At 33.8% G+C, this 14,113-nt stretch carries 18 protein-coding genes and 2 pseudogenes; 7 read left to right on the top strand and 13 right to left on the bottom strand.

All coding sequences use genetic code 11. From position 1 onward, the window contains the following. Positions 1-33 precede the first annotated feature (33 nt). Positions 34-564, bottom strand: a pseudogene (locus AC1DKZ_RS09810) (ATP-binding cassette domain-containing protein); the annotation flags it as partial. A gap of 161 nt (positions 565-725) precedes the next feature. Here AC1DKZ_RS09810 and AC1DKZ_RS09805 point away from each other — a divergent pair. Then, positions 726-1,208: a DUF2975 domain-containing protein gene (locus tag AC1DKZ_RS09805; protein ID WP_002032872.1), complete on the top strand. Its 483-nt coding sequence runs from the start codon at positions 726-728 to the stop codon at positions 1,206-1,208. 10 nt (positions 1,209-1,218) lie between these two features. Beyond that, positions 1,219-1,434 (top strand): helix-turn-helix domain-containing protein, encoded by a 216-nt coding sequence (locus tag AC1DKZ_RS09800; RefSeq protein ID WP_000974615.1) that lies wholly within the window; start codon positions 1,219-1,221, stop codon positions 1,432-1,434. A 42-nt stretch (positions 1,435-1,476) separates the two neighbouring features. Here the strand turns inward: AC1DKZ_RS09800 and AC1DKZ_RS09795 are convergent, their stop codons facing one another. The 9 genes from AC1DKZ_RS09795 to AC1DKZ_RS09755 form a co-directional block, all read right to left on the bottom strand. Next, the gene (locus AC1DKZ_RS09795; RefSeq protein WP_044438217.1) at positions 1,477-1,788 is read right to left on the bottom strand and encodes a hypothetical protein; all 312 of its coding nucleotides are present in this window, start codon (positions 1,786-1,788) and stop codon (positions 1,477-1,479) included. A 114-nt stretch (positions 1,789-1,902) separates the two neighbouring features. Then, positions 1,903-2,289 (bottom strand): DUF3887 domain-containing protein, encoded by a 387-nt coding sequence (locus AC1DKZ_RS09790; RefSeq protein ID WP_476996106.1) that lies wholly within the window; start codon positions 2,287-2,289, stop codon positions 1,903-1,905. Further along, positions 2,286-2,969: a YhfC family glutamic-type intramembrane protease gene (locus AC1DKZ_RS09785; RefSeq protein WP_088039641.1), complete on the bottom strand. Its 684-nt coding sequence runs from the start codon at positions 2,967-2,969 to the stop codon at positions 2,286-2,288. The genes AC1DKZ_RS09790 and AC1DKZ_RS09785 overlap by 4 nt, the downstream gene beginning before the upstream one ends. An 89-nt stretch (positions 2,970-3,058) precedes the next feature. Next, positions 3,059-4,375 carry a GHKL domain-containing protein gene (locus AC1DKZ_RS09780; RefSeq protein WP_476996105.1) on the bottom strand — a complete coding sequence of 439 codons (1,317 nt, stop codon included), beginning with the start codon at positions 4,373-4,375 and terminating at the stop codon, positions 3,059-3,061. Beyond that, positions 4,375-5,109: a response regulator transcription factor gene (locus AC1DKZ_RS09775; protein ID WP_088039643.1), complete on the bottom strand. Its 735-nt coding sequence runs from the start codon at positions 5,107-5,109 to the stop codon at positions 4,375-4,377. The genes AC1DKZ_RS09780 and AC1DKZ_RS09775 overlap by 1 nt, the downstream gene beginning before the upstream one ends. Before the next feature lie 212 nt (positions 5,110-5,321). Next, a complete protein-coding gene (locus tag AC1DKZ_RS09770) occupies positions 5,322-5,906 on the bottom strand; it encodes an HAD-IA family hydrolase (protein WP_088039644.1) in 585 nt (194 codons plus the stop codon). Between the two features lie 35 nt (positions 5,907-5,941). Continuing rightward, positions 5,942-6,529 (bottom strand): kinase, encoded by a 588-nt coding sequence (locus AC1DKZ_RS09765; protein WP_476996104.1) that lies wholly within the window; start codon positions 6,527-6,529, stop codon positions 5,942-5,944. Next, entirely contained in the window at positions 6,529-7,071 is a 543-nt protein-coding gene (locus AC1DKZ_RS09760; RefSeq protein WP_404453334.1) for a GNAT family N-acetyltransferase, read from the bottom strand. Before AC1DKZ_RS09760 ends, AC1DKZ_RS09765 begins: the two co-directional genes overlap by 1 nt. 15 nt (positions 7,072-7,086) lie before the next feature. Next, the gene (locus AC1DKZ_RS09755; RefSeq protein ID WP_476996103.1) at positions 7,087-7,470 is read right to left on the bottom strand and encodes a VOC family protein; all 384 of its coding nucleotides are present in this window, start codon (positions 7,468-7,470) and stop codon (positions 7,087-7,089) included. A 282-nt stretch (positions 7,471-7,752) separates the two neighbouring features. Here AC1DKZ_RS09755 and AC1DKZ_RS09750 point away from each other — a divergent pair, with 282 nt between their 5' ends. After that, positions 7,753-8,001, top strand: a complete 249-nt coding sequence (locus AC1DKZ_RS09750; RefSeq protein ID WP_000433610.1) for a hypothetical protein — start codon at positions 7,753-7,755, stop codon at positions 7,999-8,001. A gap of 167 nt (positions 8,002-8,168) precedes the next feature. Here the strand turns inward: AC1DKZ_RS09750 and AC1DKZ_RS09745 are convergent, their stop codons facing one another. Continuing rightward, positions 8,169-9,278 (bottom strand): lactonase family protein, encoded by a 1,110-nt coding sequence (locus AC1DKZ_RS09745; protein ID WP_476996102.1) that lies wholly within the window; start codon positions 9,276-9,278, stop codon positions 8,169-8,171. Between the two features lie 191 nt (positions 9,279-9,469). Between AC1DKZ_RS09745 and AC1DKZ_RS09740 the strand changes: the two are divergent. Continuing rightward, positions 9,470-9,767 (top strand): annotated as a pseudogene (locus AC1DKZ_RS09740) (hypothetical protein). A gap of 104 nt (positions 9,768-9,871) precedes the next feature. Here the strand turns inward: AC1DKZ_RS09740 and AC1DKZ_RS09735 are convergent. Together AC1DKZ_RS09735 and AC1DKZ_RS09730 are read right to left on the bottom strand one after the other, a co-directional pair. Beyond that, on the bottom strand, positions 9,872-10,408 hold the full coding sequence (locus AC1DKZ_RS09735) for a DUF2812 domain-containing protein (RefSeq protein ID WP_476996101.1): 537 nt from the start codon (positions 10,406-10,408) through the stop codon (positions 9,872-9,874). 7 nt (positions 10,409-10,415) lie between these two features. Further along, a complete protein-coding gene (locus tag AC1DKZ_RS09730) occupies positions 10,416-10,733 on the bottom strand; it encodes a PadR family transcriptional regulator (RefSeq protein ID WP_000991891.1) in 318 nt (105 codons plus the stop codon). Between the two features lie 204 nt (positions 10,734-10,937). Between AC1DKZ_RS09730 and AC1DKZ_RS09725 the strand changes: the two genes are divergently transcribed. From AC1DKZ_RS09725 to AC1DKZ_RS09715, 3 genes are read left to right on the top strand one after another with little or no spacing between them, the layout of a single operon-like run. Beyond that, positions 10,938-11,867 carry an AAA family ATPase gene (locus AC1DKZ_RS09725; RefSeq protein ID WP_012261180.1) on the top strand — a complete coding sequence of 310 codons (930 nt, stop codon included), beginning with the start codon at positions 10,938-10,940 and terminating at the stop codon, positions 11,865-11,867. Further along, the gene (locus tag AC1DKZ_RS09720; protein ID WP_476996100.1) at positions 11,864-13,027 is read left to right on the top strand and encodes a DUF58 domain-containing protein; all 1,164 of its coding nucleotides are present in this window, start codon (positions 11,864-11,866) and stop codon (positions 13,025-13,027) included. Before AC1DKZ_RS09725 ends, AC1DKZ_RS09720 begins: the two co-directional genes overlap by 4 nt. Beyond that, positions 13,002-14,111, top strand: coding sequence for a DUF4018 domain-containing protein (locus AC1DKZ_RS09715; protein ID WP_476996099.1), 1,110 nt, complete (start codon positions 13,002-13,004; stop codon positions 14,109-14,111). Before AC1DKZ_RS09720 ends, AC1DKZ_RS09715 begins: the two co-directional genes overlap by 26 nt. Positions 14,112-14,113 lie beyond the last annotated feature (2 nt).

Raw genomic sequence — 14,113 nt, 5'->3', positions numbered from 1 at the left:
ACATTCTAAGGGTATAATCATATTAATTATTATCTATAAAATAATTCGCTTCTCAGTTTTAGAGTCGAAATAATGAACTTTATCCATATTCAAAACTAAATCTATATTAGATTGACTTTGCACATCTAAAGATGTGTCCACACGTGCAACAAAAGATTGACCATTAATGTTAGAATATAAATATGTTTCTGTCCCCCATTAATTCTGCTACATCAATCGGTACTGTTACTTTTGCGTTATATGGTAAGGCCTCGATTGCTTTTCCATAATAAAAGTCTTCCGGACGTATCCCTATTATGATTTCTTTATTCGTATATCCATTGTTTCGCAAACTCTTCATCTTCTCTTCTGGCACTTCAATTTTCCACTTATCAATAATTACTGCATTATCTGTTAATACTCCTTTGAAAAAATTCATTCCAGGAGAGCCAATGAATCCTCCGACAAATACATTCTCTGGATTATCATACACTTCTTTCGGTGTACCGACTTGTTGTACAATCCCGTCTTTTAGCACAACAAGGCGAGTGCCATCGTCATAGCTTCTATTTGATCGTGAGTAACTTTGTTCGGTACCTTTTTTCATAAAGAGCAGTACTTTTTATTTTCATCTAACATGAAATTTACTTAACAATAAAAACAAGATTAAAATAAATAAAAGTTTATTGTTAAACGATAAATTTCATGTTAGATTAAATAGATAATATTCAAATGAGGTGCTTTATATGAAACAAGGATCAACACTCTTTTTAAAGACAGCTATTATTCTGATTGGAATCCCTGTTCTTGCTTTATGTATATTTTTAGTTCCTAACATAGGGAAATATGCAGCGGAATTGTTCCCGGATATTGCATTTATAAAATATCTTGTTTTAATCAATCTATATGCAACCGTGATACCTTTTTATTTTGCTCTATATCAAGCCTTTAAGCTTGTAAGCTTCATTGACAAGGGTAACGCTTTCTCGAAATTATCTGTTAGGGCTTTAAAAAAGATAAAAAACTGCGCAGTAACAATCAGTATTTTATATGTGGTAGGTATGCCACTCTTCTATCTTGTAGCAGAGAGAGATGACGCACCAGGTATTATTATACTTGGCATGCTCCTAATCTTTGCTTCAATGGTTATCGCAGTCTTTGCTGCCGTTCTCCAAAGACTTTTAAAAGATGCGATAGATATAAAATCAGAAAATGATTTAACGGTCTGAGGTGAATAACATGGCAATAATAATTAATATTGATGTAATGTTAGCTAAAAGAAAAATGAGTGTAACAGAGCTTTCGGAGAAGGTTGGAATTACAATGGCTAACCTTTCTATATTAAAAAATGGAAAAGCAAAAGCAATTAGAATTACAACTTTAGATGCTATTTGTAAAGCATTAGAATGCCAACCTGGGGATATTTTAGAATATCAACCTGAAGATACCGAATAAAAAAGAGTCCTTCTATTAATGAAGGACTCTTTTTATTGCTCATTACGGCGCGAAGCTAACTTGACCCGTCAAAACTAAAATAATTGCAATGATCCAAAATATAAAAAATGATGAGGACAGTACTAATGAAATAATAGCTATCCCCTTTTTCTCTGTTTTTTTCGTCATTGTGATTATTGAAAGTATAATACCTACACCTGTAAGAGCAATCGTTACATAATCTCCAACTATATTTCCCGCATTCGCTATTCTCGTCGGAGTTATAAAAACGAATAAAAAACACATAATTCCGATGAGTAAAGATAAATAGCTTATTATACTGTACTTCTTTTTGGGAACTATTTCGATTTTCATAATACCCACCCCTTTTATATAGCTATGTGTTCATATTAGCATGAATAACCATAATTTGGTTAAAACAAAAAAACAGATAAAGTGGACACAACCACCTTATCTGCCATTACATTTCTACCTAATTACTAACCCAGCTATTTCTTCTTTATCGTTATAAGTTACGATAAAGGTACGTTGTGCTTTACTATACTTTGCTACAAGAATAATAGTATATAAACCATCTTTTTCTTCAATCGATTTTTTCTCAATTTTTTCGAATGTACCAGCTTTTTCAATTATAGGAGTAAGTTCTTTCATTTGCTCTTCTGATAAGGCTGATTTCATTTTACTATCAAATTTTTCATGTACTTCTTTATACTTTGCTTCATTTAATAATGATACAATTTCTTCCGCCTTCGGAATAAAGTTTTTTGATGTACTTTCATCTACTTTATTACCGGTACATGCTGCAAGCGCGAACGCCGCGATAGCACTTATAATAATAAGTAACATTCTTCTCATTTTAATACACCCTTTCTTTTTAAGATGAAACTATAACTAAATAGAAGTAAAGCACAAATTGCTATTGTAACTTCTACAGTTAATATAGCCCTATCTGCTGGTACGTATAGTGGGATGATGCCTGTTAGTGCATTTACAGTCCCATGGATGAAAATTGCATATACAACATAACGAAATTTCTTTTGGACAACAGCTTGCAATACAATGAATGACAGACCGACATGGATTAACATCGCAAAGATACGTTCCACTCCACCGACAAAATAACTATCCGTATTTCCGCTAACTGTTTGCGATAATAATAGAGATACTACTGGAATACCGACTATCAATACAGCTTCAATACCACCGTGCCCTACTCCGAATAAAAATCCAGACTGCCAATCTCGTTGTTTCATAAAATAACGCATTGCAATAAAACGAGCTATCTCTTCAAAAATACCAGCTGATAAACTAAGCAAAAGTACAAATAATACAGGCTGCATTACTGAAAACATTTGAAAATCTGTGCTAGTTCCATTTACATAATTCAGTATTGGTATGCGGATCAATATTTGTGATACAACAAAAGCCAATACACCTAACATATACGGGATATAGCGTTTCTTCCAAACAGCATAGAAAAGTGCTACAAGCGGTAAACCAAAGCTAATCATTGTTGTAAAAATAAGACCATTCATCTCGCTTCACCTCTTACTTAAAGTGTATATAAACGAGTGAAGGAAGTATGTAGTTCTTTCCTATTCGGTTTCATTTTCATCATAGATGGTCATTTCATCTCTTTTAATATGAGTGTTTGCGTGAAATAAGGACTTACATAAGTTGTTTCTAACGTCGCGTTATTTGTTTTATTCATAATCCGTTTTAACGAAAATAGCCCGTATCCTCTCGATCCTGCTTTACTTGAATGGTTTTTCTCATAAATTTTTTGCAAATCAATCGCTTCACTCTTTGAACTATTACGTACGATAAAATATTGTTGTGAATCCATTTCAAAAAATACGATTTGCAATATCTTTTCCTCACTATGTACTGCCTCTTCAATTGCATTGTCTACTAAAACTGAAATGATGCGAATAAATGAAATGATCGTCATCGAAACACTTTCAATTTTCTCCGGTATATCAAGCATTACTTTTATTTGTTGTTGCTGGGCAGTGCCAACTTTCGCTCTCAATACACTTCTCACTTCAGGAATATGTATGCGAGATAATTTTGCAAGATCAAGTTCATGATCATTTATTAATTTTAAAGTTGGAGTAATAACGCCATAATACACTTGCGCGATTTCATTCACATTTTTTGTACGTATTCCCGCCTCTAACGCAAGTAACACATTAATATAATCGTGGCGGAAACTAGCCAATTCATCATGCATCGATTCTAATTTCTCAACATAATCGAGCAATTCTTTATCTAAACGTTTTTCATGCTCCTCCACTAACTTCTCTTTCGCCAAATGTGAACTTAGTAATACAATAAGTAGTAATATAAAAAACAATACAATTGCTGATATGTAACTTAATTCACCATATTGTTGATTTAACTTTGCTAAAAAATCAGTGGATGGTCTAGTCAAAATTAGTTCAATAATAAACCCGACAATTAACAAAATATAAGTAATATAATATAGTGGACTTCCTACTATGTACTGAGCAATGCTTTGAATTCGTTTACGAGCTAATACAATACCTATAAAAGTAAGGGTTGATACGATAAGGTGAATAATGCTACCTGTCCATAAATATAAATTGAATGGCGTTAACATAAAGATTTTCATTCCTAAATCGAAAAGCAACATTTTCACTAACGTTATAATCACCATACTCACTAGTGCAAAATATAAATTATGCTTAAATTTCAATTCATTTTGCATTAATCCTAAACTTATTAGAAATAACACAATGGTACTATTCAACTCTGGATATCTTGTTACTGTTACAACAATCGCGAGTAAAATAATGAATACCGCACTTAAAGTTATTAACATTCTAACTGACAATCTATTGTACCGAATTAATTGAATGTATAAAAACGTATGGCTCATACTAGTAAGCAGTATTGCAAATAAATCATAAATATACATTACATCTCACCCTTTAACATGTTACGTACTTTACTCACTAAACGCCGTGATACTGGAATACGTTTCCCACTTTTTAAAACTAACATTTTTTGCTTCGCATCGTAAGAAGACATTTGCTTCGTATTCACGACATATGATTGATGACAACGAAATAACCGTTCATCTACTATTTCAATCTCTTTTAATGTTCCATAAAAATAAACGATACGATCTAACATCACTGAAGCTAAACGATGTGGTTCATCGGTCATAATATATTCGACTGCATGAAATGGCACTCGCACAGTAGCATTACTATTTTCAACAATAAAATCATCCGTAGTTATAGCAGCCTTATTACGTGCCTCATATTGAAGCAAACATTGTTCAAAAACTTGATAGCGTTCTTCATAAGGTAAACCTTTATCAATAAATGTTAGCGCTGATACCATATATTGATACGAGATTGGTGCGAATTCAGAATGCGTTGTTACAAACACAATAATCCCTTGTGTATCATATTTACGAATCTCTTGTGCTACTTGCAACCCTTTACGTTCTTCTCTTTTAATCTCAATATCTAAAAAATATATCGGTACATGAGTCGCCCTTGGAATGTTTTTAATAATAGTTTCACTTTTACTAGTTACTTCGATAAAATCGTACGGCAACATATATTTCTCACAAATCTCTTCAACTAACCGCTTCATTTGCTGCGCTTGTATGACATCATCTTCTAAAATGAAAATACTCATATTATCACTCGCTTTATAGAAATCTTTTACTTACATAAAAAATAGCAAAAACACAATCTCCCATCTACAAATTCATCTATGGCTATATAATTCAAATTGTTATAACAATCTCCTTCTATATAATTGAAAGAATTAATCCGCTTTAGCTTTTTATAAAACATAGAAAATAACCTCTACTTTTCGAGAAAACAGTAGAGGGTTATTCAAACTATTTATAAAGAAAGCTCCTTATCTCTATCAATAACTACCTTAAAAAACTCAGAGTAATGCGATAAAGAATAATCCGCTACATCACACTTCCCCTGAAACATACACGTGGAAATGCCTAATTCCTTTGCAGGTAATAAATCTAACTCTCTATCTCCAATTGCTAAATCAATATTGTGCATTTTATGTAAATGATCATAAGCTAAAGAGTTTGGTTTTCGAGGGAAACCATCGTCAATTGTAACCATATCGACGAAGTATTTGTCCCAGCCGTAATATTTTAAGATTTCCATAACTCCTGCCCTATGTTTATGTGTCATAATCACGTTTTTATGTGCAAATTTCAAAATCTCTTCGACATCTTCAAATGGTTTCATATCTTTTGGAGTAAACTTTTTCTTCAAAACCTTAATCTTTTCTTCCTGCGCACTTGAAATGTTGTAATACTGAATTGCGTGGGAATATGATATTTTTAAGTTTTTGTATATTTCTTGTTTATCTACTGCATCACCTAATATTTCAGAAAGCATCATTGTATATGCTGGATACGTATTAAATAACGTCCCATCAAAATCCCATAATATATTCATTTTATACACCTTCTATTTTGTACTTACTTACATTTTTATATATTTTGTATTACTAAATCCGCCCTATCCCTCGGCGATTCCGCTTCCCAATAATACTCCTCAGCTTTCCAATACCTACTTTGAAATTTTGAAAGGTTCTTCTGCGTTTCTGGACTTTCACGTAGAAACCTTGTCTCTCTTGAACAATCCAAATACACCATATAATGAAAGAAATCTCTCCATTCTTTTCGCTGAAGAAAAACTCCTTCTATAATTATTACACCTACTAAAGGAAGCTGTATTTCTTTCATTTCACATGAATCTGTTTCATCATGATAAAAAGGTAATTCTAATTCAATGTCGCTTTGTAACTTTTGAAACAGGTTTCGCAGCAACCAATCGATATCCCATTGAAGGTTGTAGTACTCATACCACTCTTCAAATCCAGTATTATATCGCTCGTTACGCTCGGTAATGTGATCATCAATATGAAAAATATGAAACGAGATTCCACTTCGTTTCATATTTTCTTCTAATTTTTTAACCAATGTTGTTTTACCCGAACGACTTAGTCCGTCTATACCTATTATAAATCGCTTATCTTTATGTTCCTTAATAACCTTCATTATTTCATTTGTGCTCATTACTTTTGCCAATCTTCTTTTAATAATGAATAAACGACCGTGTCATGAGCAACATCATTTTGAATCATATATTTTCGAAGTAATCCTTCTTCTTGAAATCCGACTTTTGTTAATAAATTACGGGAAGCTTCATTTTCTATATATACGACAGCTGCAATTCTTATAAATTGCAACGTTTCAAATCCGTAAGCTAACATTGCTTGCAGTGCTTCGGTTGCGTATCCTTGTCCCCAATATGTATCATCTAGCTCATAACCAATTTCAGCTCGTTTATGATGATTGTTAATTAAATGAAACCCACACGTACCAATTAATTGATCCGTGCCTTTCTTCTCTATTCCCCAGCGAAATACGCTTCCCTCTTCATTACGCTTTCTAAACGTTTGAATAGTTGTTTTCGCTTGCTCAATATTTTCGAAAGAGTCCATTCCGAAATAACGAATAACGGATTCTTTTGAAAAATAATGGAACATCGCTTCTGCATCTAATAGTGTAAGTTCTCTTAATAGTAAACGTTCTGTTTCTAATTTTGGAAACCCCATCCTCTTTTTCTCCCTCTATTCTAATGAACTACAAATTTCAATATAATTACCGTCTGGATCGGCAATGTAAGCAATTGTTTGTCCCCACGGTTTTACGATTGGCTCAACTAGAACTTGCACCCCTTGTTCTTTTAATTTCTCAATCGTTTCCTTTACATCCTCTACAACAAACCCTAACTCAAAATGAGAGGATTGTAGTACACCTTCTGTAAGAGGTAGTCCCGTTAACGCCTTAACATCCTCTCGTGTATTCATCGCTAAAATTGTTGCTCCTGTTTCAAATTCAATATATGTACCGTGCTCTGCTCTTATTGGCAATCTTAAAATTTCTTTATAAAACTGAAGACATTGCTCAAACTTTTCTACATATAAAATAATGTATTTCATTTTTAAGTTCATAATTATTCCCCCTTTACCTTCACCTCTAAAAATTCGACAAATGTTTTTAAAAACCTTGTACCTTATTGAGATGAGCACAAAAAAATGAGGCCGATTTCTCGGCCCCCCAGCTTATTGGCATAAAACAGGAGATTTGGTTTGGACATAACCAGTTCTTACATTTATTATATTTTATTTTTTCTGAATTTTAAACATAATAAACACCTATTTATATTGAGAAAGTTTTTTTACTTGCATAAAATCATACCGCTTAAGAAATGCTACAAATGGAGGTGTATACATATGGAACCAATGCTATGTCCAAGCTGTAAAACGAACCGAACGCGCTTTAATATTCTTGAGCAACAAGTAAAACCAGTAAAATTAAATCCGCAAACTGGTCAAGTAGAAGAAGAATACACGAATGAAACGATGAACGCTTTTCATATGGCTTATCAAGGACCTACTTACCGCGTTCAATGTGCTGTATGCGGGCTTGTTGAAAATCCAGAACAATTTATTAAACCTGCGCAAAATCAGTCTTTCTCTTAAACATTTTCCCTACCCCCTATCAATTTTTTATAGGGGGTTTTTCCATTTTACATAAGCAAGGTGGACAATTGCTGTTTAATCAAAGGTTCCTAATTCATCTACATGTCTACTATTCATACACCGTCATATATTTTTCTTTTCCACACAAATATAGCGGCCCAATAGAATCAAAGAACAGCTAAGCCTTGCGACCCAAAGTAAGGAAAATTTGATGAAGTAACAACCTGCAACCTTACTAGACTACCATCACTTTGAATATTAAATACTGACACTGTGCCCTGATTTCCATTAAGGGTGTAAAAATGTCTTCCATCTTTACTCACTCCAACATCCATCGGAAGACCCGGTGCTGTCCCCGGCGGTGTACTAGTAATATGCCTTACTACTGACAGTACTCCATTGGGGGCGATTTGGTAGGTGGAGATGGTGCCACTTAAAGTGTTCGTAGTGTAGGCAAAACGTTCATCCTTCGTTGTTATAACCCAACAGGCAGTTTTATATCCGTTTTGTACAGAGCCGCTGATTACGTGAAGAGTACCGTCATTGCTCAATGAATAAGATGACAACGCATTTGAAACTGCTTCTGTAACTAAGAGAATTCCGGACGATAGAAAGTAAGCACCCAATGGGCCTTTACCGTAAGAATCATTAACAATTGGTCCTGTAACCGTACCATCTTTATTTACATGGAAGACACTGAGATGGTTTGATGTAAGCTCGGAGACAACAATTTTACTACCATCCGGGGTGAAGAGAACTTGTGCGGGCTGAGCATTAAAGGTACTGAGAGCATGAGTGGATCCTGGAATAGGTGTAAGGTTTCCCTTATCATCTATGTGAAATCCAGTAATATTTGATGCAAAATTGTTTGCAGCATTACCTACATTGGAGACATAGAGAAGATTATCATACACACCAATGCTATTGGGCTGAGCACCTCCTGATGGCTCTACATCCACGAAAGTCGGCACCCCGTTATCTGCTATGATAAAACTACTGATACTATGACTGCCTGCGTTAACTGCAAATAGGAAACGACCATCACGGGACAAAGTCAGAGAACCTTGTGATGCTAGAGGATCTATACCATCGTTTGCCGTTTCTGTAGAAACTTCCTTTATACCAGTACCTCTTCCGTAAGTTCGGTAAGAACCCACAAAGGTGAGCATTCCATTCGTATCCATATGAAAAGCAACAATGTGATTCATTACTTCATTATTAGTCATCATGTATACCATACTCGTACGAGCACGAAAATAATTGTTCATTCTCTGCATTTTATGACTCTCCTCCCTTCATAATTTTATATGGTTCTTTTTCCATTTAAATCCCCATTAAAATGGAAATTGTTTTAGAAATATCTCTTACTCATCTCGTAGTTTCTTTAAGTGAAAACCTTATTCACTTCCATATTATATTTTCAACTCCACACTCTTTTAGTAATATTTACATAAGAGAGGTGAAATAAATGATTTTAAATAAAAAGTTAATGATTCCATCTACATTTCTACTATTAACTTGTCACATAGGTATTTTTTACTTTTGGATTTTCGATTGGAAGAAGATAACAGCTCCTTACGGTCTAGCTATATGGATTGTTTCTACTGTTTACGGCTTTTTACTTTATTACCACTTTAAACATCAAAAATCTAATAAAATAGTCTTAATTGGTAGTTCATTATTATTAATCGTTTCTTCATCATTTATGATTTTTTTAGGTATTATCACTGGTATTTATCTTTGTAACTGTTAGTTCTATGCCTTAAATATATAGTTTTTTATTGTGTAAAAAGGAGTGAATAAAATAGAATTACATAAAAATTAAAGAAGATGATTCCGATAATCATCTTCTTTTAAAATCCAATCTTTATTATAATATTTCGCTTTTCAATTTCTTAATTTTCCAAGAAATCCTTATAAAGAAATAAACATACATACAACTAACAAGCCCCATCATAACTTTCGCCCACATTGGCACTATTGATTCTGTTGAATTTAAAAATGTGTTAAACATTAACGGTAACATAGCTATTGAAATAAATGCAAAAAATTGTAATAACTCCTTCATTTTTTGCACCTTCGTGTCCTTCTCTGAATATATGTCAGGTAACTCATTTTCCGCTTCTACTTCTTTACAAAAATAATTCCATCTTGTAAAACTCGTTACGCGTTTCCAACCAGACATTTCATATATTTCGAAGTACTCTTGTTGTTTTTCTTTTGAATCTCTATAAACCAATCTAAAATCCGCTTTATATATTACATCTTTCGGCTCAGTTTTTTTAAACGTATACATCATATTATATTTTTGTAACGCCCAGCCTTGCTGATGCATCTTTCGTAAAAACACTTCTTCTTTTTCTAAATTCCATGCCGTGAAAAATTTAAATACCTTCTTTGTCTCCATCTTCCATTCACTCCCCTAATATACTGTTTCCATTTCTTACAGATCTCTGTAACCTGTTATACTCTAGCTCTAACACTTCTCTACCAAATGGTGTTAACTCGTAGCACTTCTTTCTGTCTGTAGAGGCAACTTCAACAATTAACTTTTCTTTTAGTAACTTCGTCGTATTCCCGTATAAAGTACCAGGACCGAGCTTTACTTCCCCATTTGTCATCTCTTCTACCATTTGCATAATTCCATAACCATGCATTGGCTTTACAAGTGACAACAATATGTAATATGTCGCCTCAGTTAATGGAATGTATTTTTGCGCTTTCGCATTCATTATAACTACCTCCGATACATCGCTTCATGATATATCGACTTACGATATATCATATAACGATATTGTATAATCATATTCCAAAATATGCAAGTGTAATATTAAAATTAAATATCTATTTCTTCGGATTAAAAAATCATACCAATTTTCTGAATAATTTGTTAAAATATAGAAATATCCACTTTTATTTTGAAAGGAATGATACATATGATAAATAAATTAAAAGAAAACATAGGATCTGTTTTTGTCGGTAAGGAAAATGTAATTGATTTACTCCTCGTTTCACTGCTTGCTGATGGACATGTACTGCTTGAAGACGTACCTGGTACTGGAAAAACATTACTAGCAAAAACAATTTCTAAAAGCATTGGTGGTAATTTTTCTCGCGTTCAATTTACCCCTGATGTACTTCCGAGTGATGTAACAGGTATTGAATATTTCAATCCAAAAACTAGTGAATTCGAATTAAGACTTGGACCAGTTATGACAAATATACTACTCGCAGATGAAATTAACCGCGCGATGCCGAGAACACAATCTAGTTTGTTAGAAGCAATGGAAGAACGACAAGTAACGCTTGAAAAGCAGTCTACTCCTCTTCCGAAACCGTTCTTTGTTATTGCGACGCAAAACCCGATTGAATCACAAGGAACTTTCCCTCTTCCAGATGCACAACTTGATCGCTTTTTAATGACGATTTCAATTGGTTATCCGTCTCCTGAAGATGAATTAAAAATGATGCGCCGTTTTCGTAACAATGCACCGTTAGAAAGCGTCACATCTGTCATTTCTTTAGAAGACATTTTAGAAGCACAGAAACAAGTGAAAGAAATTTTCGTATCAGAACCGTTAGAACATTACATTATTAAGCTTGCTCACGCTACAAGAAATCATGATTACATTGCTAACGGTGTAAGCCCGCGTGCTACATTAGCTTTAGTACGTGCCGTTCAAGCACTAGCCTTTTTACGCGGCAGAGAATATTGCACACCTGAAGATATACAATTTTTAGTTCCTTCCGTTTGGAATCACCGTATCGTCTTATCGATGGAAGGAGCTTTACGTACGACAAAAAATGAATTAATGCAAAGGATTTTAAAAGAAGTGGACGTACCCGTGGAGATTGAACAAGCATGAATGGACAGCGCGTTGTAACTGTGCCTTTATTTTTTCAACTCCATATTATTCAATTAACTGTGCCAGGCGCTATACTATTTACGTTTTTTCTGCCGCAACGAATTATTATGTTTCTCTTTTTCTTCTACTATTTATTTGCGATTTTCATTTATAAATATGTCGCTTACTTAGAGAAAAAATTTCAAATTATAAATGAGAAACAAACAACTCGGCTTTTCCCAGATGAATCTGGACAATTTTATATTCATTTAAAAAATGGTGCAAACATACCACTTGTTAACGGCGTTTGTTATTTTCATTTAAATTCATCTCTTATACCGCATAAGGATCAAGGGATTGAACAAATATCGAAAACGTTATTTTCTTTCCCATTTTCACAACCTGCTCATTCAGCACAAAAATGGGATTTAACATTAACCGCAACGAAGCGTGGTGTGTTTCAAATTGAACAGTTCGAATGTGTTTTAAAAGATCCTTTTCATCTTTTAACTGTACATTTACCTGTTTTCGATAAGTTAAAGGCTGAAATTATTGTGTACCCTTCTCCTAAAGAGGTAGCCGGTTTACAAGAACTTCAGCAACTATTAACAGGTTCGTATCGAACGAATTTCTCTTTTTACAATGATGAAACATCCATTATCGGTGTTAAACGATATGAACGTGAATCTTTCCGCTCTATTCATTGGAAAGCATCTGCTAAAATGCAGGCGTTACAAGCTAAACAATATGAACCTGTAAAAAATTATAGTTGGACAATTTGTCTTTCTTTAGCTGCTGATCGTGGGTTTGGTTGGAAAGAGAATGTAGAAGACCTTATTTCTTTTACAACATACATTTGCCAATACGCAACGAAGCATCAAATTCCGTTTGAGTTATTTATTAGCGTTTTAGCAGAAGGTGGCCCTTTGCTTTTACCATTAAACGAAGGACAAACACATTACGCCAAAGCGTTAGAAGAATTAGCACGTATTTCAGATGATAGTACGCTACTTCCGAAACAAGGATTTCTTCACTATGTAACGAGAAAAAGGGAACGCTCATCTACAATGATATACATTGGTTTGCAGAAAAAGGAGCTCCCTCTTCTATCTCAGCCTACGTTCCTCATTAATAATGAAGGGATGGTGGAAAAGCTTGAAAACTTGGCTCTATCACGTTAATGACTTTATTCTGCTCCTCCTTCTTTCGTTATTAACAGAAAGGGACGAACTAGTTGGTATTGCTATATTTTTAGTGACCGGTTATGTAGGAGTATTTCTTCTTCATAAATTTATGAAGAAAAAAACGACAGGTTTTGTACTACTGTTAGTTATTCAAATAATCGGTTGTTCTTTATTTCTACCTTTCTCTATTTTAGGCACAATATTATTACCACTGTTTTTCTTTATCGTACACTCTGTTGGACCGGGATATCCAGTACAAAAATCGTTAGGCGGTATTGTATGGTTTGTCGTTTCAGCTATATTTTATGCCCCCTTTCCACCATTGTGGAAATTGTTACTATTAACTTTACACATTATGATTACATTTTGGTTAACAGGTTCCAATCGTAATCAACAGCTATTACGTTTCACTTCTATTATTACGATTGGAATAATTAGCGTTTTACTTATTCCGGTATTTCCTTATATTCGGCTTCTTTTTTCTTATATCATACAAGTAGTTGCCTTAGGATTTGGTTATGCTTTAAATCCATTGTTCTCGGCAGCTGCATTAAAAGATACAGACGACTTTTGGTCGAATAAAGGAAATTTAAAAGATCCTCAAATTAAAGAGGACCTGGGGCAGCGTCCTTTTGATCCAACTCTCATAAATAGCATTACAATAATAGTCTGTACAGCCATCGCTATTTACGTCGTTTGGAAAATAGTAAAAAAACGAAAACATTTGAGTTTACCAAATATGCCTGTCTTTGAATCTACAATCATTACTGATAAAGAAGGCATTAGCCAAAAACGGTTCAAACGAAATAAACCACCACATAACGAAATTCGAAAAGAAATTTTCAAACTCGAGAGTAAACTATCCCCTCCTTTAAATCGTGAACGAGGAGAAACTGTTGAAGCTTGGCTAGAGAGAATTAATGATGAAGAAGAGGTAAATATTCAGAGTCATATTATTATAGACGCGTATAATGCAGTGCGTTATTCAAATGGTGAAAACACTGTACTTCTGCATGAATTTAAGGAAGAGGTTCATAAGCTTTATGCTTATCAGAAGAGTTTGAAGAAGAAGAGAAAATGATG

Source organism: Bacillus sp. 05T21, assembly GCF_056396785.1.
This window is presented reverse-complemented; position numbering and strand designations above follow the sequence as displayed.

Bases quoted from the DNA above. Each gene is read 5' to 3' on its own strand.
- AC1DKZ_RS09805 (WP_002032872.1), top strand. From the start codon at position 726: ATGAAACAAGGATCAACACTCTTTTTAAAGACAGCTATTATTCTGATT.
- AC1DKZ_RS09800 (WP_000974615.1), top strand. From the start codon at position 1,219: ATGGCAATAATAATTAATATTGATGTAATGTTAGCTAAAAGAAAAATG.
- AC1DKZ_RS09795 (WP_044438217.1), bottom strand. From the start codon at position 1,788: ATGAAAATCGAAATAGTTCCCAAAAAGAAGTACAGTATAATAAGCTAT.
- AC1DKZ_RS09790 (WP_476996106.1), bottom strand. From the start codon at position 2,289: ATGAGAAGAATGTTACTTATTATTATAAGTGCTATCGCGGCGTTCGCG.
- AC1DKZ_RS09785 (WP_088039641.1), bottom strand. From the start codon at position 2,969: ATGAATGGTCTTATTTTTACAACAATGATTAGCTTTGGTTTACCGCTT.
- AC1DKZ_RS09780 (WP_476996105.1), bottom strand. From the start codon at position 4,375: ATGTATATTTATGATTTATTTGCAATACTGCTTACTAGTATGAGCCAT.
- AC1DKZ_RS09775 (WP_088039643.1), bottom strand. From the start codon at position 5,109: ATGAGTATTTTCATTTTAGAAGATGATGTCATACAAGCGCAGCAAATG.
- AC1DKZ_RS09770 (WP_088039644.1), bottom strand. From the start codon at position 5,906: ATGAATATATTATGGGATTTTGATGGGACGTTATTTAATACGTATCCA.
- AC1DKZ_RS09765 (WP_476996104.1), bottom strand. From the start codon at position 6,529: ATGAGCACAAATGAAATAATGAAGGTTATTAAGGAACATAAAGATAAG.
- AC1DKZ_RS09760 (WP_404453334.1), bottom strand. From the start codon at position 7,071: ATGGGGTTTCCAAAATTAGAAACAGAACGTTTACTATTAAGAGAACTT.
- AC1DKZ_RS09755 (WP_476996103.1), bottom strand. From the start codon at position 7,470: ATGAACTTAAAAATGAAATACATTATTTTATATGTAGAAAAGTTTGAG.
- AC1DKZ_RS09750 (WP_000433610.1), top strand. From the start codon at position 7,753: ATGGAACCAATGCTATGTCCAAGCTGTAAAACGAACCGAACGCGCTTT.
- AC1DKZ_RS09745 (WP_476996102.1), bottom strand. From the start codon at position 9,278: ATGCAGAGAATGAACAATTATTTTCGTGCTCGTACGAGTATGGTATAC.
- AC1DKZ_RS09735 (WP_476996101.1), bottom strand. From the start codon at position 10,408: ATGGAGACAAAGAAGGTATTTAAATTTTTCACGGCATGGAATTTAGAA.
- AC1DKZ_RS09730 (WP_000991891.1), bottom strand. From the start codon at position 10,733: ATGAATGCGAAAGCGCAAAAATACATTCCATTAACTGAGGCGACATAT.
- AC1DKZ_RS09725 (WP_012261180.1), top strand. From the start codon at position 10,938: ATGATAAATAAATTAAAAGAAAACATAGGATCTGTTTTTGTCGGTAAG.
- AC1DKZ_RS09720 (WP_476996100.1), top strand. From the start codon at position 11,864: ATGAATGGACAGCGCGTTGTAACTGTGCCTTTATTTTTTCAACTCCAT.